Raw genomic sequence first — 24,672 nt, forward strand, 5'->3', positions numbered from 1 at the left:
CGCTGCTAGGCCCCCGTGGCCTGCTCCACGGCGCGGCGCACGGCCTTGTCCGCCTTGTGGAGCTTTTTGTTGGTGTTCTTCCTGACGTCGGCGGCGAGGTGGGTGGCGCCCCTGCGTGCATCGGCTGCGAGGTGTTCCGCACGCCACGCCATGCCCGGTTTGCCGGCAGTGTCCACCGAGGCCAGCAGTGCGCCGCCGCTCAGGGACAGGTTCTTGAGGAGCTGGTTCCGCCGGTTTGCACGGCCCTCCTTGTTGCTGATGTCTGCGCTGCGCCATTCCACGAAGGTATTGAGCAGGGAAATGACGGTGAGCAGCGTGGCTGACAGCCTGGAGAACTTGCCCAGTCCGAAAAGAACGCCGGCGCCCACCTGCGTTCCGCCGATGACACGGGCCAGGGTTTTCTCGTCTGACTTGAATGGCAGCGATGCGGCCGCCTTGCGCAGCAGCGGCGAGAGTTGCTGGGCGGTGTCGTCGGCGTTCTTGAGCTTGTCCACGCCGGCAAGAACAAAACTTGAGGCCAGCATGGGGCGGGCGAGCGTGCGGGTCAAGGACATGAATTTCCTCCTGGATGGACGAACCGCGTCTGATGCGGCGGAGTCCGTTCTAGTCTTGCACTTTTGGGGAATATTTGCCGAAGGCATCCGGTTATGGATGTCGGATTCCGGAATGGCCGGACGGCAGGGAAATTATGGGTCGAACCGCGAATACAAAAGCAAAAGCGGGGACGCATCAGCAGACATACAGAGCGGAGTGGGCCCTTGGCGCGGGTATTGGACGGACTTGAAGCAGCAGGCCCGGTGGCATTGGGAACAAGGGGGCCGGTATCTCCTGGCTATGACTCGCCGCGGCCGCGGGGCCTCACAGTAGACTTGAAGGCAATGAGCACCCTGGACCCGGCCGTCTCGGCCATGTATGAGGCTTCCCGCGATGAAGCAACCGACAGTGCCGAAGCAACGGACAGTACCGCCATCTCCGGCCAGGAGGCCGTGGATTCGGCCGCTGCTCCGGCGTCCGGCCCCGCAGAGGAAACTGGCGGGGAATTGGTGGATGTTTCCACTGAATCGGTGGAAGAGCGCCGTCTGAGGTTCGAACGGGATGCCATGCAGTATGTCGACCAGCTGTACTCGGCGGCGATGCGGATGGCAAGGAATCCCTCGGATGCCGAGGACCTCGTCCAGGAGGCCTACACCAAGGCCTTCTCTGCGTTCCATCAGTACAAGCCCGGGACCAACCTCAAGGCCTGGCTGTACCGCATCCTGACCAATACGTACATCAACCTGTACCGAAAGCGTCAGCGCGAGCCGCTGCAGTCCAACTCGGACACCATCGAGGACTGGCAGTTGGCCAGGGCCGAGTCACACACGTCCAGCGGACTCCGCTCCGCTGAGGCCGAGGCGTTGGACCACCTTCCGGACTCCGACGTCAAAAGGGCACTCCAGGACATACCCGAGGAATTCCGCTTAGCGGTCTACTTCGCGGATGTTGAGGGATTTGCCTACAAGGAAATCTCAGACATCATGAACACGCCCATCGGCACAGTGATGTCCCGGCTCCACCGCGGCCGGAGAATGTTGCGGGACATGCTGGGGGAATACGCCGCCGAGCGCGGTTTCAAAACGGCCGTCGATTCACCGGAGGCGGCAGGAAGCACACAACAGGAGAGCAGGAAATGAGCGACTGCCAGGGATTGGGCGATTGCGATGACACCCGGATGCAACGCATTTACGAGTACCTCGACGGCGCCTTGACCCGCGAGGACATCACGGAGATCAAGAACCACCTTGATGACTGCCCCGAATGCACGGAGCAGTACGACCTTGAGTGCGTGATCCGCAACCTGGTTAAACGCTCCTGCACTGAGGCTGCTCCGGAGAACCTGAAGAACGCCATTCTTGACCGGATCCATTCGATCCGCCCGGTTGAGGCCTAGGCCGGGCAGCACCAGCCGGCCGCAGCTGAGTATGACAATAAAGAAGGACCCCGGAAGCCTTGTGGCTTTCGGGGTCCTTCCTTTGAACCGTAGTCCCTGGCATTTGCCTAGGTGTTGGGGCGCTTCCCGTGGTTCGCGCCGCCACGCTTACGGTCACGACGCTTGCGTGCACGCTTGCTCATAGCTGGCCTCCTTACTGTTGGTACTCAAAAGAGCTGCCCTCAAGTCTCCCACATCAAATGGCGGCCCGCGAACCAGGAACAGCCGCATGACCTGCGCCTGGACGCGGGAGAGGCAAGCGCGGCCCTAGGATCTGAGGGAATTGCGGATGGAGATGCCAGCTTGCTCCAGCACCGTCTGGATTGTCTCCAAAGCAAGGGGACTGAGCGGCTCCTTGCCGGCGTGCAGCCTTAGTTCAGCCCTAAGATTGTCCCGGAACGACTGGAGCATCATTTCGGCTTCCTTGAGGGAGCGCTGGCTTTGTGCGGGCAACCGGCCGGAAACCGTCAGGTCCGTGGACCTGGCTGTGGCTCTCGCCGCCTCTGCAGTGGCTGCAAGGTCTGCCCGCAGTCCCCTCATATTGCTGCGGATATCCTCCCGCAGGTTGTCCGCCAGGCGCCGGACGGAAGCCGAAATCTCGTTCTCAACGCCTGCCAGTTCATCACGGCGCCGGTTGAGCTCTGCAAGCCCTGTTGCAGTGATGTAGTAGTTGGTGCGGCGGCCGGCGGATTGTGTGGCCACCAGCCCTTCCTCCTCGAGTTTCCCGAGCCGGGGATAGATGGTTCCGGCGCTGGGGGAGTAGGTGCCGCCGAACCGCTCCTTGAGCGCCTTAATGAGTTCGTAGCCGTGTTTCGGCCCGGACTCCAGCAGCGCCAGCAGGTACAGGCGAAGCGCTCCGTGGGCGAAAACCGGTGCCATCAGGATCCTGCTTCTGCGTTTCCTGCCACCGCCCTGTGGAAGATGGAGGTCTTGCCGGAAACCGAGTTGGTCCGGACGAGCATAAGCTGCCCGTCGGGGCCTGCAATGGTCTCCACCTTCCCGTTGACCACGGCATACCGCTGATCCCCGATGACAACAGCCCCACTGGCCGATTTAGCAACGATGTCGACGCCAACGTCATGGGGCAGCCTGATGGTGAGGTCACCGGAGATGGAATTCGCCCCGAAATCCTGGGTGAAACCCAGGAGGTCGAAGCTCATATCCCCGCTGACCGTGTTGGCCCTGATGTTGCTCAGATGGCCGGATGCCGTGACTTCGCCCGAAACGCTCTTGGCGGTCAGGACCCCGGTATGGTTCCGGGCAGAGACTTCCCCGCTCACCGTGTTGATTTGGAGTTCACCAGCCGTGCTGTCCGCCATGACCGATCCGGAGACGGTGTTCAGATGAATGTTGCCGGTGACGCCGGAAACGAGTCCGTCACCACTGACCGTTCCGGCCTCCACAGCCATGGAGGCCGGAACGGCGAGACTGATAACCGCCGTGTTTTCGCTGTTGTGGTTGACCGTACCCATCAGGTTCTTGAACCAGCCCTGCGGCCCGTGCAGCTGATGGCGGATCTCAAGCCTTCCCCCGCTCAGGGACACGGCTACGGGGTCGCCGTGGACATCCGATATTTCTATCCGGACAACAGGCTCCTGGTGCGTGAAGATGTCGAACCGGCCCTGCACCATGCCCAGCTTAAGGTGCGTCACGCCGTCGACGTCGATGGTCCGGGGGCTGCTGACGGCCCACTCCTGGTCGGACATGGAATCCTCCAAAGGCGATATATCGTGTTGGTTCTCCCAAGCTACTCGCGCTGTAAGGGGAGGTCAAGATATATCGCGATAGGGGCTACTCGGGGACATCCATGCCCAGCCATTGGAACCAGCCGCGGTGGAGCACCAGCCATGCCATGAGGCCGTAGCCGGCCTGCCCCGGTGTGCCCCCGTTGGCTACCAGGTCCTGGCGCCACTGTTCGTGGTGCAGCAACGGGGAGAAAGTATCTACGTAAAGGTGTTTGCGACGGGTGGTGACATCGGCGAACGCCGTGTTCAGTTCATCCAGGCGCCGGTTTTGGGCGGGGTCGAGCGTGGGCGGCGGACCCACGACGAAGACTTCGATGCGGTTCTGGGAGGCAGAGTCCAGGATATTGGCCAGGTTCAGCCGGCTGCGGGCGGTAGAGAGCCCGAACTCGACGTCCCGTCCGGAGAGGCCGATAACCAGCCGGTTTTCGGCCTGGTCACTAAAGCGCCGGCCGGCCTCGTCCAGCCATCGCGCGGCCAGGCCCTCCGTACCTTCCTGCGGGCAGGCAAGGGCATAGCTTTCCAGGGACATGCTGTCCCGGGGGGTGCGGGCCAGGACGCGTCCCAGCCAGCCGAGGGCCCGGGGATCGCCCAGTCCGGCCAGCAGTTCATCTCCTACGGCTGCAATCCGCAGCTTCCTGTCTTCCACACGTTCCTCTTTACGTCGATGCCTTGCCGCCGCCCCTGGTTCCAGCTGCTGCCACGGGGCGGCGCTGTGCGTTCACTGTGATCTGTCCTGTCAACGCTGCCGGCTGACACTGCCGACACCGTTATTGGCTGGCACTGCCAGCCAATTCGGGCTGTGCATTCCATTAAACAGAACTGCCCGGCCGGAGTCTGGGATTTCGACATCCGGCCGGGCAGCCTTAGCACTTACTTGCGGGCAAACGCCTGCTTCAGGAGGACGTCCTGCTCAGCAGCATGCCGCTTCATGGACCCGGCAGCGGTGGAAGCCGACGCCGGGCGGGAAACCAGCCGGATCCGGCGGTCCAGGGCGTCCGGCAGGTTCAGGCCAATGAACGGCCACGGACCCTGGTTCGCGGGCTCGTCCTGTGCCCAGACAACCTCGGCGTTCGGGTACTTTGCCAGTTCCCCCGCGATCTCCTCGTGCGGCAGCGGGTAGAGCTGCTCCACGCGGATGATTGCGGTGGTCTTGTCACCCGTTTTCTGCCGCGTGGACAGGAGGTCGTAGTACAGGCGGCCGGAGACCAGCAGGACCCGCTCGACGGCGTTCGCATCCAGCTGCTCGTGCTCGCCAATGACTGGGCGGAACGAGCCGCTGGTGAAGTCCTCTACGGACGATGCCGCCGCCTTGAGGCGGAGCAGCTGCTTCGGCGTGAAGATAATGAGCGGCTTCCGCGGCCGGCTGTATGCCTGGCGACGCAGCAGGTGGAAATGCGACGCGGCGGTGGTGGGGTTGGCCACGATCATGTTCTCTTCGGCACACAGCTGCAGGAACCGCTCGATCCTTGCGGAGGAGTGGTCAGGGCCCTGGCCTTCATAGCCGTGGGGCAGCATCAGAACCAGCGAGGAACGCTGGCCCCACTTCTGCTCTGCGGAGGAGATGAACTCATCGATGATGGTCTGGGCACCGTTGACGAAGTCGCCGAACTGGGCTTCCCACAGCACCAGCGCGTCCGGCCGCTCCACGGAGTAGCCGTACTCGAAGCCCATGGCCGCGTATTCGGAGAGCAGGGAGTCGTAGATCCACAGCTTCGCCTGGTCATCGGAGAGGTTGCCCAGCGGCAGCCATTCCTGCCCGTTGGCGCGGTCGTGGAACACGGCGTGGCGCTGCACGAACGTGCCGCGGCGGGAGTCCTGCCCGGCGAGACGTACTGGTACGCCCTCCATAATGAGCGAGCCGAAGGCCGCGATCTCGCCGAAGCCCCAATCAATGCCGCCTTCACGGGACATCTGCTCACGCTTCTCCAGCAGCTGCTTGAGCTTGGCATGCACGGTGAAGCCCTCAGGAATCTCCACGTGGGCCTTGCCGATCCGGGCCAGGGTCTCTGCGGAGATGGCCGTGGAAACGGGAACGTTGTTGCCGGAGTCCGACTGCTGCGCCATGGGCCGTTCGATGTTCGACACGGCGGCGGTGTCAGCCGTGACGATCGGAATCGGGGAGGTCTGGGCGGCGTGGGTTTCGGCGAAGACGCGTTCCAGGCGCTCCTGGTAGTCGCGGAGCAGCTGCTCGGCTTCTTCCTCGGTGATGTCGCCGCGGCCGATGAGTGACTCGGTGTACAGCTTGCGGACCGAGCGCTTGGCCTCGATGAGGTTGTACATCAGCGGCTGGGTCATCGAGGGGTCGTCGCCCTCGTTGTGCCCACGGCGGCGGTAGCAGACCATGTCGATGACAACGTCCTTGTGGAACCGCTGGCGGAACTCGTAGGCGAGCTGGCCAATGCGGACCACAGCCTCGGGATCGTCGCCGTTCACGTGGAACACCGGCGCCTGGATCATTTTGGCAACGTCCGTGGAGTAGGTGGACGAGCGGGAGGACGAGGGGGCCGTGGTGAAGCCAACCTGGTTGTTGACCACGATGTGAATGGTGCCACCCGTGCGGTAGCCGCGCAGCTGTGACAGGTTGAGCGTTTCGGCGACGACGCCCTGGCCGGCAAATGCTGCGTCGCCGTGGACCACGATGGGCAGGACCGGGAAGGATTCGCCCTGGTCCAGCCGGTCCTGCTTGGCCCGGACGATGCCCTCAAGCACGGGGTCCACGGCCTCGAGGTGGGAGGGGTTGGCGGCGAGGTAGACCTTCGTTTCCTTGCCGGTGTCCGAGGTGAAGGTTCCCTCGGTTCCCAGGTGGTACTTGACGTCACCGGAACCCTGCACGGAGCGGGGGTCCTGGGTTCCTTCGAACTCCCGGAAGACCTGTGCGTAGGTCTTGCCTGCGATATTGGTGAGCACATTGAGGCGGCCGCGGTGTGCCATGCCGATGGCAACCTCGTCCAGGCCGTCGTCGGCGGCGTCGGACATGATGGCATCGAGCAGCGGAATCAGGGATTCGCCGCCCTCCAGCGAGAAGCGCTTCTGGCCCACGAACTTGGTCTGCAGGAACGTTTCGAATGCCTCGGCGGCGTTCAGCTTGGACACGATCCGCAGCTGCTCTTCGCGGCTGGGCTTCGAGTAGGGGTGTTCCAGCTGGTCCTGGAACCACTTGCGCTCGGCCGGCTCCTGGATGTGCATGTACTCGATGCCGGTGGTGCGGCAGTAGGCGTCGCGAAGGACTCCCAGGATGTCGCGGAACTTCAGCATGGGCTTGCCGCCGAAGCCGCCCGTGGGCCATTCGCGGTCCAGGTCCCACAGGGTCAGGCCATAGGTGAGGACGTCCAGGTCCGGGTGCTTGCGCTGCACGTACTCCAGCGGGTCGGTGTCCGCCATGAGGTGTCCGCGGACACGGTAGGAGTGGATCAGCTGCTGGATCCGGGCCACCTTGTTGATCTCGTCAGCCGGGTCCACCTGCTTGTCTGCGCTCCAGCGGACAGGCTCGTAGGGAATCCGCAGCGCTTCGAAGATCTCGTCGTAGAAGTTCTGCGCACCCAGCAGCAGCGAGTGCACGAGCTTCAGGAACTCACCGCTGCCGGCGCCCTGGATCACACGGTGGTCGTAGGTGGAGGTCAGGGTGAGGACCTTGCTGATCGCGTTTTGGGCGATGATCTTCTCGCTGGCACCTTGGAATTCCGCCGGGTAGTCAAGCGCGCCCACGCCGATGATGGCGGCCTGGCCCTTGGACAGGCGCGGCACCGAGTGGACGGTACCGATGCCGCCGGGGTTTGTCAGGGACACGGTGGTGCCCTGGTGGTCCTCGGCCGTCAGCTTGCCGTTGCGGGCGCGCTTGATGAGGTCCTCATAGGTGTGCCAGAACTCAGAGAAGTTGAGGGTTTCGGCCTTCTTGATGTTCGGCACCATCAGCAGGCGCGTGCCGTCCGGCTTGGGCATGTCGATGGCGATGCCGAAGTTGACGTGCGCGGGCTGGACTGCGACGGGCTTGCCGTCCACTTCGTCGTAGTACACGTTCATTGACGGGAACTGCGAAAGGGCCCGGATGACGGCGTAGCCGATGAGGTGGGTGAAGGAGACCTTGCCGCCGCGGGCGCGGGCCAGGTTCGAGTTGATGACCACCCGGTTGTCGATCAGCAGCTTGGCCGGGATGGCACGGACGCTGGTGGCGGTGGGCACCTCGAGACTGGTGACCATGTTGGTGGCGATCGCCTTGGCCGGTCCCCGGAGGACGGAGACAACATCCTCTTCAGGAGCGGTGGGGGCCTTGACGTTCTTGGGCAGCTGCGCAGGGATGGGCTGGGATCCCGTCTCCGCTCCGGTCTTCTTTCCGCCGTCGCGGGCCACGGTGGCGGGAGCCTTCTTTGCCGGCGCGGGCGCCGGGGCCGCGGCCGGGGCGGCGGGCGGTGCCGGGGGAGCAGCCGGAGCCGGGGCCGGCGACGGTGCCGGTGCGGCGGGAGCTGCATTCACGATGGGCATTTCCCTGGTGGGAGGATGGGCTGCGGCACGGGCCGAATTTCCGTTGGAAGAAGAACTGTTGCCCGACTCGAACGATTCAAACAGCGGCCACCATTTGGCATCCACGGCGTTCTTGTCCTGCTGGTACTGCTCGTACAGTTCGTCAACGAGCCACTCGTTTCCGCCAAATTCCTCTGGTAGACGGTGGCTAGGCTGCTCTGGCACTTGAAATACGCCTCTTCCATGAGTTTGATTTCTCTCCGGCCCCACGGTGCTTCAGCACTCAGTTCGAACCGATCTCTGCGTCCTCTGAACCCAGACCTTTGCAAGTCTAGTGAGCATCTTGTGTTAACTGCCAATAAGGGTGACCCAAATCATGAAGTGACGCGGAAGGTGTGAAATATGGCGGCCGGACACATCGAAAACTCGCGTTTTTCCTGTCCGGTTTGCCTGCTTCCGTTGGCATCCGGGGGCCGCGTCCGGGCCCCGCGGTCGGGAACAGGTGCTCCTGTAGACTGAAACCCTTATGGACAGTAAATCTAGGTGCCGGCCTGGGGGCTGTCAGCGGGGCATGAAGAGCAGCTCCGCGCAGCACACCCAAAGAGCCGGCAAACCCCGACCACGAGCCCATCACCCGCTGGCAGCACAGCCGGCCGTAGCCCCCAAGGAAAGAGCGTCGGCATCTGCCGACCATCCTCCGCCGGGAAGATCCTCCAGTCTCACCGCTGTTTTCCTCCGCGCCGCTTTTCCGGCATCCGCCGTTCAGGCGGGATGCTGAATGGAATGGCTTCTCCTCGCAGCAGGACTGCTGCTCATCGCCGGCACCGGCTTCTTCGTCGCCGTCGAGTTCTCCCTCATCGCCCTGGACCAGCCAACGGTGCAGCGGGCCATCGACGACGGCGATACGGGCGCCGTTCCCCTTCTGAAGTGCCTGAAGTCGCTGTCCACACAGCTTTCCAGCTGCCAGCTGGGCATTACGCTGACCACCCTCCTGACCGGTTATGTCATGGAACCCTCGGTGGGCCGGCTCATGGAAGCCCCGCTTGCCGCCGTCGGACTTCCTGACGTTGCCGTGGCCTCCATCTCGCTGGTCCTGGCCATGGTGATCGCTACCCTCCTGTCGATGCTCCTGGGTGAACTCGTGCCCAAGAACATGGCCATTGCCCTGTCCTTCCCGGTGGGCCGGGCCCTGGCGCGGCCCCAGCTGATGTTCACCGCAGTCTTCAAGCCGGCCATCATCGTCCTCAACGGCTTCTCCAACAAGGTCCTGCACGTTTTCGGGCTGGAAGCCAAAGAGGAAATCTCCGGGGCGCGCACGCCTGCCGAGCTTGCCTCGCTGGTGCGCCGTTCCGCAGCGATGGGAACGCTGGACGCCGGTACGGCCAACTTCGTTGCCCGCACCCTTAACTTTTCCACCAGGACAGCTGCGGACGTGATGACGCCCCGCATCAGGGTGGAAACGATCGACGCTGACCAGCCTGTTGCCGACGTGCTCGACGCCGCCCGCAGAACAGGCTATTCCCGGTTCCCTGTCATCGGTGATTCCCCCGATGACATCCGGGGGCTGGTCCACGTCAAGAAGGCGGTGGCCGTCCCGTGGGACCGCCGGCAGAACCTGGAAGCCGGCGCCATCATGACGGAAGTGCTCAGGGTCCCCGAGACCATCCACCTCGATGCCCTGCTGGCGGAGCTCCGGGAGGGGAACCTCCAGCTGGCCGTCGTCCTTGACGAATACGGCGGAACTGCAGGCATCGCCACCCTCGAGGACTTGGTGGAGGAAATCGTGGGGGAGGTATCGGATGAGCACGACAAGGTTCGCCCGGGGTTGCTGCAGAGCGCTTCCGGTGACTGGTATTTCCCTGGACTGCTCCGCCCCGATGAGCTGTCCGAGCAGATCCCACGGCTTACCGTCCCCGACGAGGCGGCTTACGAAACAGTGGGCGGATACGTCATGAGCAAGCTGGGGCGTATTGCCGTCGTAGGTGACACCGTCCCCGTGGGCGGCGGCACGCTGAGCGTCACCAGGATGGACGGCCGCCGCATCGACCGGATCTGTTTCCGCCCCGAGGCTGATTCCGGGCGCGACGACGTCGAGGGCGCCATGGAGCACGACGACGGGACAAGACGATGAGCGACTGGGCAGGAATCTTCTGGCTGGCGGTCCTGCTGCTCGGCAACGCCTTTTTTGTTGGGGCTGAGTTCGCTGTCATGTCTGCCCGGCGCAGCCAGATCGAGCCGCTGGCTGAGGCAGGCTCCAAACGGGCCCAGACCACCCTCCGTGCCATGGAGAACGTGTCGCTCATGTTGGCGTGTGCGCAGCTCGGCATTACCGTCTGTTCTCTGCTGATCCTGCTGGTGGCCGAACCGGCTATCCATCACCTGCTGGCCGTCCCGCTGGAGACGCTGGGCCTGCCGATGGAGATCGCCGATGTGGCGGCTTTCGCCGTGGCCCTGATGCTGGTGACCTTCCTCCACGTGACTTTTGGCGAGATGGTGCCCAAGAACATCTCGGTCTCCGTGGCGGACAAGGCAGCGCTCCTGCTGGCGCCGCCGTTGATGTTCGTTGCCCGGCTGGTCCATCCCGTCATTTCGGTGCTGAACTGGTCTGCCAACCACATCCTCAAGCTCCTCCGCATTGAGCCCAAGGACGAGGTGAATTCATCCTTCACCCTGGAGGAGGTCCAGTCCATAGTCCAGGAGTCCACGCGCCACGGCCTGGTGGATGACGACGCCGGGCTCATCACCGGCGCGCTGGAGTTCTCCGAGTACACGGCGGCGGACATCATGGTTCCGCTCGACAAACTGGTCATGCTGAAATCGGCCACTACCCCGGTGGAGTTCGAGAAGGCGGTGAGCCGGACAGGATTTTCCCGGTTCCCCATGCTCGACGACGAGGACATGCTGTACGGCTACCTCCACGTCAAGGACGTGCTTTCGATCCCGGAGCAGGCTTACGGACGGCCCATCGCCGAAAGCCGCATCCGGTCCCTCGCGAACCTGGCGCTGGGCGACGAGATTGAAAAGGCGATGTCCGTCATGCAGCGCACAGGTTCCCACCTGGCGCGGGTGATTGGTCCGGACGGCAACACCCAGGGGGTCCTGTTCCTGGAAGACGTCATCGAGCAGTTGGTGGGTGAGATCCGGGACGCCACGCAGGCTACCGGCATCCGCCGGCTCGGACAGCCGAACGGGGGATAGCGGGCCGGTGCCCTTCCCGGTGACGGGAAGGGCACCGGCTTCTTCTGTTTTAATAGTAATCATTCCCATTTAGAGGTAAAGCAATGGCCGTCCACGCCCAGGCCTACCAGGTCCCTCGCACGCATGGGGGTGTCCGGAGCGCTCATTAACAAGCAGTGCCACGGGAAGAACAGCGCCGTGGTGTTCGTGACGCACGAGATCAACCCCATCATCGGCTATGTGGACCGCGTGCTTTACCTTGCCGGAGGACGCTTCAAGGTAGGCACTTCCGAGGAAGTCATGACCACGGAGGTACTGTCAGAGCTCTACGGCAGCCACGTGGAAGTCATCCATGCCAACGGCCGGATCGTGGTGGTGGGCCTGCCCGATGCCACCACCCACCACCCTGCAGAAACGCATGCCCTGGCGGGAGAGCCTGCCTGATGGACGCGGACGGTATCCTCGAGGCCATCTTCAGCATCGAAAATTATGGGGAGCTGCTGGTCCTGGTCCAGAACTCCATCTGGGCAGGCGCCGTGCTGGGCCTCCTGGGCGGTCTGGTGGGGACCTTCGTCATGAAGCGGGACCTGGCCTTCGCGGTCCACGGCATTTCCGAACTCTCTTTTGCCGGCGCCGCCTTCGCACTGCTGATTGGCGCGGACATCGTTTTCGGGTCGCTGATCGGGTCCGTTGCCGCCGCACTGCTTCTTGGCTTGATGGGTGTGCGGGCCAGGGACAAGAACTCCATCATTGGCGTGATCATGCCCTTTGGCCTGGGGCTGGGCATTTTGTTCCTGTCCCTTTACGAGGGACGTGCGGCGAACAAATTCGGCCTGCTGACCGGGCAGATTGTTTCCGTGGACGTTGTCCAGCTGCAGGCTCTCGCCGGGACGGTAGTAGTGGTGATGGTTGCCCTGGTCGCCATCTGGCGTCCGCTCAATTTCGCCAGCGTTGATCCGGAGCTGGCCGAGGCCCGGGGTGTTCCCGTGCGGACGCTTGCCATCGTGTTCATGGTCCTGCTCGGGATCAGCGTGGCACTCTCCATCCAGGTGGTGGGAGCCCTCCTGGTGCTCGCCCTGCTGATCACCCCGGCGGCAGCAGCACTGCGCGTGACGTCATCCCCGGCCGCAGTAGTGGCCCTGAGTGTCGCGTTCGCGCTGACGGCCACGGTGGGAGGCATCCTGCTGGCACTGGGCGGCCGCATCGCCATCAGCCCCTACGTCACAACACTGTCGTTCCTGATCTACCTGGTGTGCAGGGTCATGGGCTCGGTCCGGAAGGGCCGCGGCATCAATGGGCGGGTGGCAGCAGGAACGGCCTAAACGCCGCCGGCAGCCTTTCGTGCCGTGCAGTCCGGGCACAGCCCGAAAATTTCCACGGTGTGCGCCACCTCCGTGTAGCCGTGTTCCGCTGCTGTGCGCGCCGCCCAGGTTTCCACAGCGGGCGCTTCAACCTCCACTGCCTTTCCGCAGTTCCGGCACAGCAGGTGGTGGTGGTGCACCGTGACGGCGCAGCGGCGGTAGACGGCCTCGCCGTCGCCGCTACGCAGGACATCCACCAGCCCTTCGTCAGCGAGCGACTGGAGGATCCGGTAGGCGGTGGCCAGGGACACCGGGGCGCCCTGGTTCTGCAGGATCCGGTACAGCTCCTGGGTGCTGACGAAATCGTCCAGTTCATCCAGTGCTGCGCTGACGGCCCGGCGCTGCTTCGTGACGCGCTGTTCCCTGCCGCCGCCGGTTACCGGGGACGGGGTGGTGGAATCAGCCTTGGCGCCGAAGGGCATGGGTGGACTCGCTTCCTCAGATGGTGGCAAAGATACAGATTACCAGCCGAGGCTTCGTGGACATGGTCCGGAGGCGGACCCTAGGCTGGCGCTATGAAGCTGACCAAATACACCCACGCCTGCATCCGCCTCGAAAAGGACGGCCGGGTCCTGGTCCTTGATCCTGGCAACTTCTCCGAATCGGAGGAGGCCCTGCGCGGTGCTGAAAGCGTACTGGTCACGCATGAGCACGCCGACCACATCGACGTCCCGGTGGTGGTCCAGGCGCTGGAGGAAAACACGGACCTGGCGGTTTATGCGCCGGCAGGCGTGGCCGCCCAGCTGCAGGAAAAGCTAGACGGGGCCGGTGCGAGGATCCACTCAGTGAACCCGGGCTCGCACTTCGAGGCTGCAGGCTTCACTGTCCGCAGCTTCGGCGGCCAGCACGCCCTGATCCATCCGCAGATTCCGGTGGTGGCGAACATCGGCTACCTTATCGACGACAACGTCTACCACCCGGGGGACTCATTCGTGGTTCCTGACGGCATCAGCGTGAGCACCCTGCTGGTTCCCCTCCACGCACCGTGGAGCAAGTCCGCGGAAGTGGTGGACTTCGTGATCGGCGTCCGGGCTCCGCGGGCCTTCCAGATCCATGACGGGCTGCTTAACGACAATGGCCTGAAAATTGTGGAAGGCCATGTCCAGAGAATCGGGGCCAAGTACGGCACGCAGTACAGCCACCTGTCTCCCCGGGAGTCGGTAGAAGTCTAAACGGGGCCGGGTTCCCAGCGGCCCGTATCGAAGAACGCCGCGATGAGCGCTTCGTAGGGCTCCGGGGCCAGCCCCTGGGCACCCAGCCACTCCTGGTTGTAGTAGCTGCCGGCATAGCGTTCTCCGCCGTCGCACATCAGGGAAACCACACTGCCCTTGCGGCCGCCGGCAACCATTTCCGCAACCAGCTGCCACACGCCCCACAGGTTGGTGCCGGTGGAAGGCCCTGCATGGAGCCCGGCCAGGCGGTGAAGGTGCCGCATTGCGGCCACGGACGCTGCGTCGGGGACCTGGAGCATACGGTCAATCACGGAGGGCACGAAACTGGGCTCCATCCGCGGCCTGCCGATGCCCTCGATTCGGGAGGGTAGGCCCGCCGGAGCTTCGGAGTCTGCCAGCCAGCCGGGGTAGAACGCCGAATTTTCCGGATCCACCACCAGCAGCTGGGTCGGGTGGCTGTGGTAGCGGAGATACCGGCCGATCGTTGCGCTGGTTCCGCCGGTCCCGGCACCCACCACGATCCAGTCCGGGACACGGTACTCCTCCAGTTCCAGCTGGCCAAAAATGGATTCGGCAATGTTGTTGTTTCCGCGCCAGTCGGTTGCGCGCTCGGCATACGTGAACTGGTCCATGTAATGGCCCTTGCAGGTGGCGGCAACCTCCTGGGCCCTGGCATAAACGTCCGACGCGTGCTCCACGAGCAGGCAGGACCCGCCGAACTGTTCGATCAGGGCGATCTTCTCTGGGCTGGTAGTTCGGGCCATCACTGCAATGAACGGCAGGCCAAGGAGCTGGGCGAAGTACGCCTCTGACACCGCCGTACTCCCGCTCGAGGCCTCAACGATCGTGGTGTCCTCCCGGATCCAGCCGTTCACCAGCCCGAAGAGGAACAGCGAGCGGGCCAGCCGGTGCTTCAGGCTGCCTGAGCGATGGGTCGACTCGTCCTTGAGGTAAAGGTGCACGCCCCAGTGTTCCGGAAGCGGGACTGAGTAGAGGTGCGTGTCGGCGGAGCGGTTGTTTTCGGCCCTGATCCTGCGGATTGCCTGGTCTGCCCATTCCCGGTTCCCGTTGAACCGGCCTGGGCTGCGCTCGATCTTCACCGCACCAGCCTACCCGCGGTCCGAAGGGCTGCGGTTAGAGTGGAGCCGTTGGCCATACCACCGCTGAAGGAGTGCAATGAATCCCCTCATCGACGTGGCTGCGCTGCAGGCCCGTCTGGCGGAAAACCGCCGCACTGTACTGCTTGACGTGCGCTGGGCCCTGGGGGACCCGCACGGCTACCGGCACTACCTGCAGGGGCATCTCCCTGGAGCCGTTTTCGTGGACCTCGCCACGGAGCTTGCCGCTCCGGCACTGCCGGCCCGGGGCAGGCACCCCCTTCCGGCACTTGGCGACTTCGAGGAGAGCGCGAGGCGCTGGGGCATCAACGACGGCGACGCCGTGGTTGCTTACGATGACAGCGGCAACATGGCAGCAGCCCGTGCGTGGTGGATGCTGCGGAATGCCGGCGTGGAAGACGTATACCTGCTCGACGGCGGCCTGGCCGCCTGGCGCGCGGCGGGCCTTCCGGTCGAGTCCGGATCAGTTGTCCCGGAAGCGGGGAACGTGCGCCTTGCGGAGGGCAACATGCCCATGGTCGACGCCGATGCTGCCGCCGCCTGGCCGGAGAAGGGCCTCCTGCTGGACGCGCGGGCGGGGGAAAGGTACCGGGGTGAGGTTGAGCCTGTGGACCCGCGGGCCGGCCACATTCCAGGCGCAGTGAGTGCGCCGACGTCGGACAACCTGGACGGCAGCGGACTGTTCCTGCAGCCGGACATGCTGCGGCGGCGCTTCGAGTCGCTGGGCGTTGGGGAGGGGGTGCCGGTGGCCGTCTACTGCGGGTCCGGCGTAACAGCGGCACATGGGGTGGCAGCACTTGAGCTTGCCGGTTTCCGTGCTGCACTGTATCCGGGCTCGTTTTCGGAGTGGTCCAACAACCCGCAGCTGCCCGTTGCGACGGGTGAAGAACCAGGCCTGCCGGGCGGCCTGCCGGGTGGAAACAGTGTTGCGGGCGAGGGTAGCGTCGCACTATGACGCCAGGACGCCCCGTACCCCCGCCCCTTGCCCGACCTTTCGCCCCGGCAGGGACTGCCGCTGAAGCAACTGCCGCTGAACAGCTTCCTGCCGGATCTTCCGCTTCCGGCGGCATCCTTGCTGCCGCCTACGGCGCCACCTCACCTGCGAGCGGACTGGTGCCGTTGACCCTTGCCCGGCGCACTCCCCAGGCTGACGACATCGAAATTTCCATTGAGTTCTGCGGACTGTGCCATTCGGACGTGCACGCCACGCGCGGCGAGTGGGGTGGCCGGGCCTGGCCGCTGGTGCCCGGCCACGAAATCGTGGGGACCGTCAGCCGCCTCGGCTCCGCCGTGATGGACTTCAGGGTAGGGGACCGGGTGGGCGTGGGCTGCATCGTGGATTCATGCCGGGAATGCGACAGCTGCCAGGACGGCCTGGAGCAGTACTGCGAAAGAGGCATGACCGGCACCTACGGCGCGCAGGACCGCCGAAACGGCGGCGTGATTACCCAGGGCGGCTACTCGTCCTCGGTTGTGGTGGACCGCCGCTACGTTCTTCGCGTGCCGGACGCCCTGGACCCGGCCGCCGTCGCGCCGCTGCTTTGCGCAGGCGTCACCACGTACTCGCCGCTGCGCCACTTCGGGGTCGGCGAAGGCGACGTGGTGGGCGTCGTGGGACTCGGCGGACTGGGACATATGGCGGTCAAACTGGCCAAGGCAATGGGAGCTGCAGTGGTGGTTTTCACCACGTCCGCGTCCAAAGTAGCGGCCGGCCTGGAGCTGGGCGCTGACGAGGTAGTCCTGTCCACGGACGAAGAGGCAATGGCAGCGGCGAACCGGACCATTGACGTCATCATCGACACCGTTGCCGCCCCGCACGACCTCAACCCCCTGTTCCGGACCTTGCGGGTTGACGGTGCACTCTTCCAGCTGGGCCTTCCGTCGGAGGACATGCCGCCGGTGAACCCCGCTGCCCTTATCAGGCGCCGGATCGCCTACGCGGGCTCGCTGATCGGCGGCATTAACGAGACGCAGGAGATGCTGGACTTCTGCGCGGAGCAGGGCGTAATTGCGGACATCGAAATGGTTGACGCCGACCAGCTCAATGATGCCTACGACCGTATGGTTGCAGGAGATGTGAAATACCGGTTCGTGCTGGACACCAGCACCCTGCAGGCACCCGCCAAGGAGGCAGACGCATGAGCACGCTCTTCACCAGGATCCTGAACGGCGAGATTCCCGGCCGCTTTGTCTGGCGCGAACCGGACGTCTCCGCGTTCCTCACCACCGGTCCGCTCGCCGACGGCCACACCCTGGTGGTTCCCACCGAGGAAGTGGACCGCTGGACCGACGCTTCGCCGGAAACGCTGGCGAAAGTCATGGAAGTGGCCCGGCGGATTGGTGCCGTGCAGGTGGACATCTATGACGCGCCACGCGCCGGGCTGATTGTGGCCGGATATGAGATCAACCACCTCCACGTGCACGTCTGGCCCTCCAGGAGCATGGCGGACTTCAACTTCGCCTCCGCAGACCAGAACCCGGACCCGAAGGTTCTGGATGCCAATGCCGAGAAGCTCCGCCAGGGCCTGCGTGCTGCGGGGTACGGTCAGTTCGTTCCGGAAGGTTGAGCGCCCCGGCTGTCCCCGCGAACAGCGGGACAGCCAGGCGCCTGTTCCGCTAAACCGGCGCCAGGGCCTTGTTCAGCACGGCCCGGATCCGCTTCTCGGACACCGAATACGCCGTGCCGAGTTCGACGGCGAAAAGACTCACCCGAAGCTCCTCCAGCATCCAGCGCACCTGGGTCAATTCGGGGCCTGCCTTGCGCCCGGGCAGCAGGGCCGACACTGCGTCGTCATAGTCGTCCTCCAGCCGCTGCACCACGGCCATGTTCAGGGCGTCGCGCTGGACGTTGCCCGGTAACCGCTCCAGCCGTTTCTCAATCGCCGCCAGGTACCGGGGCAGCTGGCTGAGCTGGGCGTAGCCCGTCCGGGCCACAAAACCCGGGTAGACCAGTTGCCCGAGCTGGCTTTTGATGTCATTAAGGGCGCTGATAAGGGCGAGGCTGGTGGTCCCCTTGAGCTGCTTTTCAATCCGCCGCGTGCTTGCCAGGATCCGCTCCACCACCGCCGTCACGCTGAACACGGTATCGATCAGTTCGGCCCGGACCACCTCATACAGACGGTCGAAGGATTCACGGTCCCACGGCAGGTCCGCAGGCGTGAGCTTGTCGATGGCAGCCAGGGCGCAATCGGCAATCAAGGCGGATACGGAGCCGTGCGGGTTCTGGCTGAAAGTGAGTTTCTCGGTATTGCTCAGGTGCTCCAGTACGTAGCGGTCAGGAGCCGGCACACGCAGGGCCAGCAGGCGGATCACCCCACCCCGCATTGCTTCCAGCTGCTCTGCCTGGGTCTGGAAAACCCGGAGGGAGACCGACTTTCCCTGGTCCAACAGCGCTGGATATCCGGTGACAGTATGGCCCTTGACCATGCTGCTGACCTGCCGCGGAAGGGTGCCGAAGTTCCACTCGGTCAGCCCGTCCTGCTCCCTGAAGCCGGTAATGGCTGCGGCGTTTGGCACACTGGCGGACTGGCGGCCAGTGGAGGATCCGCCGTCGTCCGTTCCCGCCGGCGCCTGGGAGGCCTTTTTGCCGTTGCCGGAAACCGGCGCGGTGGATGCGGGCGTGGCTCCCAGGGACTCTGCGATAGCGCGCCGGGTTGCCGGTGCCAGCTCCTCCTGGAGTGCGGCAAGGTCCTTGCCTTCAGCCAGGACCTTGCCCTTGCTGTCCACTACCTTGAAACTCACCCGCAGGTGCGGGGGTACGGCATCCCAGTTCCAGGAACCGGGCGGGATGATGTGCCCGCGGATGCGGCGGAGAGCCAGCTCGAGGGACGGCTCCAGCTCGTCGGTTGCGGGGTCGAAGTCTGCTTCCAGCACGGCTACTGCCTGCCGTGCAACATCAGGGGCAGGGACGAAGTTCTTCCGGACCTGTTTGGGCAGTGACTTGATCAGCGCGGTCACCAGTTCCACGCGCTGCCCCGGAATCAGCCAGCGGAAGGCCTTGTCATCCAGCTGATTGAGGAACAGGACCGGCACTTCCGCGGTTACGCCGTCGGACGGATCGGGCGGTGAACCGGGGGCCACCGGATGGAACTCGTAGGTCAGCGGGAGTTCGAAGCCCTTGTGCAGCCAGGTTTTGGGGTAGGCGGATTCGTCCAGGCCGTCCGCGTCGTCGTTGAGGAGGAACGATTTGTCGTAGTCCAGAAGGTCCGGATTCTTCTGCCGGGCGTCCTTCCACCACTTGTCGAAATGCCTTTCGCTGACGACGTCCGGTCCAATCCGCGCGTCGTAGAACTCGAACAGCGTCTCGTCGTCCACCAGCAGGTCGCGGCGGCGCATCCTGGCTTCCAGTTCCTCCACCTCGTTCAGGAGGGCGCGGTTGCGGTGGAAGAACTTGTGGTGCGTTTTCCAGTCACCCTCCACCAGGGCATGCCTGATGAAGAGTTCCCTGGCAACCACCGGGTCCACCCTGCCGTAGTTGATCCTGCGCTGCGCGATGATGGGCACGCCGTAGAGAGTGACCTTCTCGTACGCCATCACGGCGCCCTGCCGGGTGGACCAGTGCGGCTCGCTGTAGCTGCGCTTGACGAGGTGAGGCGCCACCTGCTCGGCCCAGATCGGATCGAACTTTGCCGCCACCCTGGCCCACAACCTGCTGGTTTCCACCAGTTCGGCGGCCATGACAAATGTGGGCGACTTCCTGAACAGGGCTGACCCGGGGAAGATCGCGAAACGGCTGCCGCGGGCACCTGCGTACTCGCGCTTACGTTCGTCCAGGATGCCGATGTGGCTCAGGAGCCCGGACAAAAGGCTGATGTGGATGCCATCGTGGTTGCCCACGGGGTCGGCAAGGCGCTTGCTGTCCAGGCTGATTCCCAAGGGCCTGGCCAGCTGCCGCAGCTGGGCGAAAAGGTCCTGCCATTCCCGCACCCGCAGGTAGTTGATGAAGTCGGCGCGGCACAGCCGGCGGAAGGCCGACGACGACAGCTCCTGCTGTTTTTCCTGCAGGTAGTTCCAGAGGTTAAGGAAGCCGGTAAAATCCGAATTCTCGTCCTTGAACCGGTTGTGCTTTTCCGCCGCGGGCTGCTGCTTGTCAGTCGGGCGTTCGCGGGGGTCCTGGATGGTGAGGGCTGCCGCGAGGATCATCACCTCACGGACGCAGCCCCGCTTGCCGGCCTCTACGATCATCCTGCCCAGGCGCGGGTCCACGGGAAGCTGGGCGAGTTTTTGTCCGACGGCGGTGAGCCCGCCGCCGACTCGTCCGTTGCCTTCGCCGTTTTGGGCCTTGGGGGCAGCCAGGGCGCCGAGTTCGCGGAGCAGCGTCACGCCGTCGTTGATGGCCCGCGTTTCCGGCGGCTCCACGAACGGGAAGCTTTCCACGTCCTTGGGGCCGCGGGCAACACCCATCGCGGTCATCTGCAGGATGACCGCAGCGAGGTTGGTCCGCAGGATTTCCGGGTCGGTAAACCGGGGCCGGGACTCGAAGTCCTCCTCTGAGTAGAGGCGGATGGCGATGCCGTCGGACACACGGCCGCAGCGCCCGGACCGTTGGTTGGCCGACGCGTGGGAAACCCGCTCGATGGGCAGGCGCTGGACCTTGGTACGGTGCGAATACCGCGAGATACGGGCGGTACCGGTGTCAATGACGTACTTGATTCCCGGTACCGTGAGCGACGTTTCGGCCACGTTGGTGGCGAGCACGATCCGCCGCTTGTTGCCCGGGTGGAATACTTTGTGCTGTTCCTGGAGGCTGAGGCGCGCGAACAGGGGGAGCACTTCCGTGCCGGCCAACCTGCGGTTGGCCTGGATGCGGGCCTGCAGCGCATCCGCTGCATCACGGATCTCGCGCTCGCCGGAAAAGAAGACCAGGATGTCGCCGGGAGCCTCATTGGCAAGTTCGTCGACGGCGTCGCACACCGCGTCCAGGGGGTCACGGTCCTCCTCGAGCTCGTCGTCCGAGGGGTCCTCGTCGTCCTCCCGGGGTTGAGTCAGCGGCCGGTAGCGGATTTCCACCGGATAGGTACGCCCGGAAACTTCGATGATGGGCGCAGGGTTTTCCGGTGTGCCGAAGTGGTTGGCGAAGCGCTCGGGATCGATGGTTGCCGAGGTGATGATGACCTTCAGGTCCGGGCGCTGGGGCAGGATTCGCTTCAGGTAACCGAGGATGAAGTCGATGTTGAGGCTGCGTTCGTGGGCCTCGTCGATGATGATGGCGTTGTACTTGCGGAGCAGCTTGTCGCGCTGGATCTCGGCCAGAAGGATGCCGTCCGTCATGAGCTTCACCTTGGTGACTTTGCTGACCTCGCCCGTGAAGCGGACCTGGAAACCGACCTCCTGGCCGATGTCCACGCCCAGTTCCTCGGCGATGCGCTCTGCCACCGTGCGCGCTGCAAGCCTTCGCGGCTGGGTATGCCCGATCAGGCCGTCTTCACCCAGGCCCAGTTCAAGGCACATTTTGGGGATCTGGGTGGTCTTACCGGAGCCGGTCTCGCCGGCGATGATGGTGACCTGGTTCGCCGCGATGGCTGCCATCAGGTCTTCGCGGCGCTCGGAAACCGGCAGCTCGGCGGGGTAGGAGATGTGAAGTGTCATGTCTGCTGACAGTCTACTGCGGGAGCCCGGGCTTCCCGCTTCGACCTTCAGCAGTGTTCATTCTCTTTTGGTCCCGGGCTAGAAGATACGGAGCGTGTAGTTGGTGCTTGGAAGGTCCAGGGCGGACCAGGCCTCGTGCGACTCGACGGGCGGGGTGTGCCCGCGGCCGTCGCTCAGGAGCGCCGAAACAGTGGCCGCGAAAACAAGGAGGAGCAGGACAATGAGGATGGTTGTGAGGATTTCCATGCCTCAATGCTTCTCCTGCTGCCCGACAAGAAAAAGTGGCAGAAATGCCCAAAAAGCTCAAATTCCTGCCACAATGGAAGCATGCTGAAGTCAGTGGCGGTGATCGTGGTTCCAAACTTCTCGATCTTCGAGTTCGGTACTGCGTGCGAGGTGTTCGGCATCGATCGGTCCGGCCGGGGGAGCGGCGTCCCGGCCTTTGACTTCCGGGTCTGCACGCCTTCACCCGGAAACGTCCGGCTGAAGTCGGGTCTGTCCATGAACGTCAGCCTGGGGCTTGAAGCAACAGAGGATGCAGACCTGGTGATCATGGCTCCGTACGGCCATGATGACGAGTTGCCGGAGACCGTCCTTGACGCTCTGCGCGCCGCCGATGCCAGGGGCGCCTGGGTGATGTCGATCTGTTCCGGCGTTTTTGCTTTGGCCCGGGCCGGGTTGCTGGACGGCCGGCGCTGCACCACGCATTGGCACTACTCGGGGCAGCTGGCTGCCGAGTACCCGGGTGTGCAGGTGGATGAGAACGTCCTCTACGTGCAGGACGGCAACATCATTTCTTCCGCCGGCACCGCGGCAGGCATTGACGCGTGCCTCCACCTGGTGCGGGTGGAGCTGGGCGCGCATGTTGCTGCCGCCATCGCCAGGGACATGGTGGTTCCGCCCCACCGTGACGGCGGCCAGGCACAGTTTATTGACCGGCCCATGCCCACCTGTGGTTCCGCCCCGATGGAGGAACTGCTGCGCTGGATGGTCAAGAACCTGGACCGTGAGCATTCGGTCAACGAACTGGCGGCCCGGGTGCACATGTCGCCCAGGACCTTTGCGAGAAGGTTCAGGTCAGAAACAGGTGCAACCCCCGCCGCCTGGCTTAACTCCCAGCGGGTACTCCGTGCCCAGGAACTCCTTGAATCCACCGACCTGAACATCGAAGAGATCGCGAGGGAGTCCGGCTTTGGGCATCCTGTCCTGCTGAGGCACCATTTTGCGAAAGTCCTGGACACGAGCCCGCAGTCGTACCGCCGTGCCTTCCGCGGCCAGTTGGCTGAAGTGGTTTAGTCCTGGGCGCGGCCGTCCCGTGGCTGCGCGCTAGGAGCCGCCGGGCGGTGCTTTCTCCGCGGCTGCCCGGGTGCTGTCGACCAGAACCCGCCAGGGGCCGGTGACTGCCTGCTCCGGCAGTGCGGCGCGGTGCTCTCCGGCGCGGATGGAATACATGAACCGGTCCGGCTGGCTTTCCCTGAATTCCTGTGCGGCTGCCCTGGGTGTCCTCGGTACCGAGTCCCACGGACATGCTTCGATGATCGGCTGCCACCGGTCGAGGGCGCTGTCTGTCCGGGCCTCTACCGTCCACACCCGCGACAACCCCGCGATTCCGCCGCTCCGCTCAATACTGATCTTCATGGCCTGGTCCTTGGGCTTCCTCCACCGCCCGGCCACCTGGAGCAGGCGGCAAGGCGTCCGTTAGAGCTTGACCTTCACAGTTTCCCACGCCTGCAGGACGGCGTCATGCTCTGGCGACCCGGAACCGCAGAGCTCCACGGCGGAGGCAGCCGTGGCGCGGGCGAAAACCCTAAATGTGGCTGTGGCCGGCAGCGAGCCGCCCGTGAGGGTCTCATACCAAATACGCCCGGGAGAGTCCCAGGCGTTGCCGCCCAGGGACTCCGCGACCAAGTAAAAGGCGCGGTTCGGGATGCCGGAGTTGATGTGGACCCCGCCATTGTCAGCGCTGGTCTTCACGTACGTGTCCATGGAGTCCGGCTGGGGATCCTTACCCAGCACGTCGTCGTCGTACGCCGTTCCGGGTGCCTTCATGGAGCGCAAAGCGCTGCCCTCCACCTCGGGGGTGAAGAGTCCTTCGCCGATCAGCCAGCTCGCCTCGGCGGTGGACTGGTTCCTGACATATTGCTCCACGAGAGCACCAAAAACATCGGACATCGACTCGTTGAGCGCTCCGGCTTGGTTGCGGTACGCCAGCGCAGCGGAATACTGGGTGACGCCGTGCGCGAGTTCATGGCCAATCACGCTGAGGGATTTGGTGAACCGCCGGAATACCTCGCCGTCCCCGTCCCCGAAGACCATCTGCGTTCCGTCCCAAAACGCGTTGTCGTAGAGCTTACCGAAGTGCACCGTAGCGTTCAGCGGCAAGCCTCCACCGTCAATGGAGTTGCGTCCGAACACGTCCGCGTAGAGGCGGTGCGTGTGGCCAAGTCCTTCGTACGCCTCGTCAGCGGCGGGATCGCCCGTAGCAGCATCGCCTTCCTTGCGTACCAGCTTGCCAGGAAGGATTTCGGCGCCGCCGGCATCAAAGATGCTCCGGTTCGTTGGCCCGGGCTTGGCCTGGCGGACTCCGGCTGGAGGTTCCGGTGCTGGTTTAGACCGTGCGGAATGGAAAGACTCGACGTGGCCCAAAGCTTCCCTGGCTGCCCTGGCCGCCGAAGAAAACTCCGGTGCACCCTGTTTGGCAAGGCGCCTCAGCAGATATGGCGGAACTATGGAACAGAACGGAACGTGCATGGCGTACCCCCTCAACTTGGTGAATTCAGACTACGAGGGGGCACCGACAATCCTGCGCAGGCGCTCTTGACGCGCACAGAAGCGGCGCAGCCGAAAAATGAGGTTGGTTGCCGGGCTTGTTGCGGGAGGTGATGGGGGGTCCCGGGGTTGTTGCGGGAGGTGATGGAGGGTTACTGGGGAAAAGCGCCCAAATAAAGAGAAGCACCACGGTCAATGACCGTGGTGCTTCTCAATGGTGCCCTCGATAGGATTCGAACCTACGACCTTCTGCTCCGGAGGCAGACGCTCTATCCCCTGAGCTACGAGGGCAATTCGGGGTTCCTGCCGTTGCTG

The 24,672-nt window shown here is 64.3% G+C and carries 22 protein-coding genes, 1 tRNA gene and 1 pseudogene; 11 read left to right on the forward strand and 13 right to left on the reverse strand.

What is annotated here, in order from left to right:
* Positions 1-5: 5 nt before the first annotated feature.
* Positions 6-554: a DoxX family protein gene (locus FDW81_RS01165; protein ID WP_138132265.1), complete on the reverse strand. Its 549-nt coding sequence runs from the start codon at positions 552-554 to the stop codon at positions 6-8.
* A gap of 324 nt (positions 555-878) precedes the next feature.
* Between FDW81_RS01165 and FDW81_RS01170 the strand changes: the two genes are divergently transcribed.
* Entirely contained in the window at positions 879-1,673 is a 795-nt protein-coding gene (locus tag FDW81_RS01170; protein WP_138132267.1) for a sigma-70 family RNA polymerase sigma factor, read from the forward strand.
* The gene (gene rsrA / locus FDW81_RS01175) at positions 1,670-1,930 is read left to right on the forward strand and encodes a mycothiol system anti-sigma-R factor (protein WP_138132269.1); all 261 of its coding nucleotides are present in this window, start codon (positions 1,670-1,672) and stop codon (positions 1,928-1,930) included. Before FDW81_RS01170 ends, rsrA begins: the two co-directional genes overlap by 4 nt.
* Before the next feature lie 107 nt (positions 1,931-2,037).
* Here rsrA and FDW81_RS18665 read toward each other — a convergent pair whose 3' ends face one another.
* The 5 genes from FDW81_RS18665 to FDW81_RS01195 all read right to left on the reverse strand — a co-directional run bounded on the left by FDW81_RS18665 (position 2,038) and on the right by FDW81_RS01195 (position 8,397).
* On the reverse strand, positions 2,038-2,112 hold the full coding sequence (locus tag FDW81_RS18665; RefSeq protein ID WP_369299106.1) for a 50S ribosomal protein bL37: 75 nt from the start codon (positions 2,110-2,112) through the stop codon (positions 2,038-2,040).
* Positions 2,113-2,236: 124 nt separating this feature from the next.
* Positions 2,237-2,848, reverse strand: coding sequence for a PadR family transcriptional regulator (locus FDW81_RS01180; protein ID WP_138132270.1), 612 nt, complete (start codon positions 2,846-2,848; stop codon positions 2,237-2,239).
* Positions 2,848-3,675, reverse strand: coding sequence for a DUF4097 family beta strand repeat-containing protein (locus tag FDW81_RS01185; protein WP_138132272.1), 828 nt, complete (start codon positions 3,673-3,675; stop codon positions 2,848-2,850). Before FDW81_RS01185 ends, FDW81_RS01180 begins: the two co-directional genes overlap by 1 nt.
* Before the next feature lie 85 nt (positions 3,676-3,760).
* Positions 3,761-4,360, reverse strand: coding sequence for a GDSL-type esterase/lipase family protein (locus tag FDW81_RS01190; RefSeq protein WP_138132274.1), 600 nt, complete (start codon positions 4,358-4,360; stop codon positions 3,761-3,763).
* 224 nt (positions 4,361-4,584) lie between these two features.
* Positions 4,585-8,397, reverse strand: coding sequence for a multifunctional oxoglutarate decarboxylase/oxoglutarate dehydrogenase thiamine pyrophosphate-binding subunit/dihydrolipoyllysine-residue succinyltransferase subunit (locus FDW81_RS01195; protein WP_138132276.1), 3,813 nt, complete (start codon positions 8,395-8,397; stop codon positions 4,585-4,587).
* A gap of 553 nt (positions 8,398-8,950) precedes the next feature.
* Here FDW81_RS01195 and FDW81_RS01200 point away from each other — a divergent pair.
* The 4 genes and pseudogenes from FDW81_RS01200 (at position 8,951) to FDW81_RS01215 (ending at position 12,671) form a co-directional block, all read left to right on the forward strand.
* Positions 8,951-10,303, forward strand: a complete 1,353-nt coding sequence (locus FDW81_RS01200; RefSeq protein ID WP_138132278.1) for a hemolysin family protein — start codon at positions 8,951-8,953, stop codon at positions 10,301-10,303.
* Entirely contained in the window at positions 10,300-11,370 is a 1,071-nt protein-coding gene (locus FDW81_RS01205) for a hemolysin family protein (RefSeq protein ID WP_138132280.1), read from the forward strand. The genes FDW81_RS01200 and FDW81_RS01205 overlap by 4 nt, the downstream gene beginning before the upstream one ends.
* A 138-nt stretch (positions 11,371-11,508) precedes the next feature.
* Positions 11,509-11,793, forward strand: a pseudogene (locus tag FDW81_RS01210) (ABC transporter ATP-binding protein); the annotation flags it as partial.
* On the forward strand, positions 11,793-12,671 hold the full coding sequence (locus FDW81_RS01215) for a metal ABC transporter permease (RefSeq protein ID WP_138132282.1): 879 nt from the start codon (positions 11,793-11,795) through the stop codon (positions 12,669-12,671). The pseudogene FDW81_RS01210 and the gene FDW81_RS01215, both read left to right, overlap by 1 nt.
* On the opposite strand, the gene FDW81_RS01220 is transcribed toward FDW81_RS01215, so the two are convergent.
* Entirely contained in the window at positions 12,668-13,132 is a 465-nt protein-coding gene (locus FDW81_RS01220; protein WP_138132284.1) for a Fur family transcriptional regulator, read from the reverse strand. The two genes, FDW81_RS01215 and FDW81_RS01220, sit on opposite strands and share 4 nt — an antisense overlap.
* Positions 13,133-13,225: 93 nt before the next feature.
* Between FDW81_RS01220 and FDW81_RS01225 the strand changes: the two genes are divergently transcribed.
* Entirely contained in the window at positions 13,226-13,882 is a 657-nt protein-coding gene (locus FDW81_RS01225) for an MBL fold metallo-hydrolase (protein WP_138132286.1), read from the forward strand.
* Here the strand turns inward: FDW81_RS01225 and FDW81_RS01230 are convergent.
* Complete coding sequence (locus tag FDW81_RS01230; protein WP_138132288.1) at positions 13,879-14,982, reverse strand: PLP-dependent cysteine synthase family protein; 1,104 nt, start codon at positions 14,980-14,982, stop codon at positions 13,879-13,881. The two genes, FDW81_RS01225 and FDW81_RS01230, sit on opposite strands and share 4 nt — an antisense overlap.
* A gap of 76 nt (positions 14,983-15,058) precedes the next feature.
* Here FDW81_RS01230 and FDW81_RS01235 point away from each other — a divergent pair, with 76 nt between their 5' ends.
* Genes FDW81_RS01235 through FDW81_RS01245 form a run of 3 tightly spaced genes read left to right on the forward strand, consistent with a single transcriptional unit; the run spans position 15,059 to position 17,567 of the window.
* Positions 15,059-15,955 (forward strand): sulfurtransferase, encoded by an 897-nt coding sequence (locus FDW81_RS01235; RefSeq protein ID WP_138132290.1) that lies wholly within the window; start codon positions 15,059-15,061, stop codon positions 15,953-15,955.
* Positions 15,952-17,142: an NAD(P)-dependent alcohol dehydrogenase gene (locus tag FDW81_RS01240; protein WP_138132292.1), complete on the forward strand. Its 1,191-nt coding sequence runs from the start codon at positions 15,952-15,954 to the stop codon at positions 17,140-17,142. Before FDW81_RS01235 ends, FDW81_RS01240 begins: the two co-directional genes overlap by 4 nt.
* Positions 17,139-17,567: an HIT family protein gene (locus tag FDW81_RS01245; RefSeq protein ID WP_138132294.1), complete on the forward strand. Its 429-nt coding sequence runs from the start codon at positions 17,139-17,141 to the stop codon at positions 17,565-17,567. The genes FDW81_RS01240 and FDW81_RS01245 overlap by 4 nt, the downstream gene beginning before the upstream one ends.
* 49 nt (positions 17,568-17,616) lie before the next feature.
* Here the strand turns inward: FDW81_RS01245 and hrpA are convergent, their stop codons facing one another.
* Positions 17,617-21,588: an ATP-dependent RNA helicase HrpA gene (gene hrpA, locus FDW81_RS01250; RefSeq protein ID WP_138132296.1), complete on the reverse strand. Its 3,972-nt coding sequence runs from the start codon at positions 21,586-21,588 to the stop codon at positions 17,617-17,619.
* Between the two features lie 78 nt (positions 21,589-21,666).
* Positions 21,667-21,834 carry a hypothetical protein gene (locus tag FDW81_RS18040; protein WP_171027068.1) on the reverse strand — a complete coding sequence of 56 codons (168 nt, stop codon included), beginning with the start codon at positions 21,832-21,834 and terminating at the stop codon, positions 21,667-21,669.
* 81 nt (positions 21,835-21,915) lie between these two features.
* On the opposite strand from FDW81_RS18040, the gene FDW81_RS01255 reads away from it, so the two are divergent.
* Entirely contained in the window at positions 21,916-22,884 is a 969-nt protein-coding gene (locus FDW81_RS01255) for a GlxA family transcriptional regulator (protein ID WP_138132298.1), read from the forward strand.
* Between the two features lie 30 nt (positions 22,885-22,914).
* Here FDW81_RS01255 and FDW81_RS01260 read toward each other — a convergent pair whose 3' ends face one another.
* The 3 genes from FDW81_RS01260 to FDW81_RS01270 form a co-directional block, all read right to left on the reverse strand.
* A complete protein-coding gene (locus tag FDW81_RS01260; protein ID WP_138132300.1) occupies positions 22,915-23,226 on the reverse strand; it encodes a protealysin inhibitor emfourin in 312 nt (103 codons plus the stop codon).
* A gap of 60 nt (positions 23,227-23,286) precedes the next feature.
* Positions 23,287-24,339 carry a M4 family metallopeptidase gene (locus FDW81_RS01265; protein ID WP_138132302.1) on the reverse strand — a complete coding sequence of 351 codons (1,053 nt, stop codon included), beginning with the start codon at positions 24,337-24,339 and terminating at the stop codon, positions 23,287-23,289.
* A 233-nt stretch (positions 24,340-24,572) separates the two neighbouring features.
* Positions 24,573-24,648: transfer RNA gene (locus FDW81_RS01270), tRNA-Arg, on the reverse strand.
* Positions 24,649-24,672 lie beyond the last annotated feature (24 nt).

The organism is Pseudarthrobacter sp. NamB4 (assembly GCF_005796185.1).
In the GTDB taxonomy this organism is placed as follows: Bacteria; Actinomycetota; Actinomycetes; order Actinomycetales; family Micrococcaceae; genus Arthrobacter.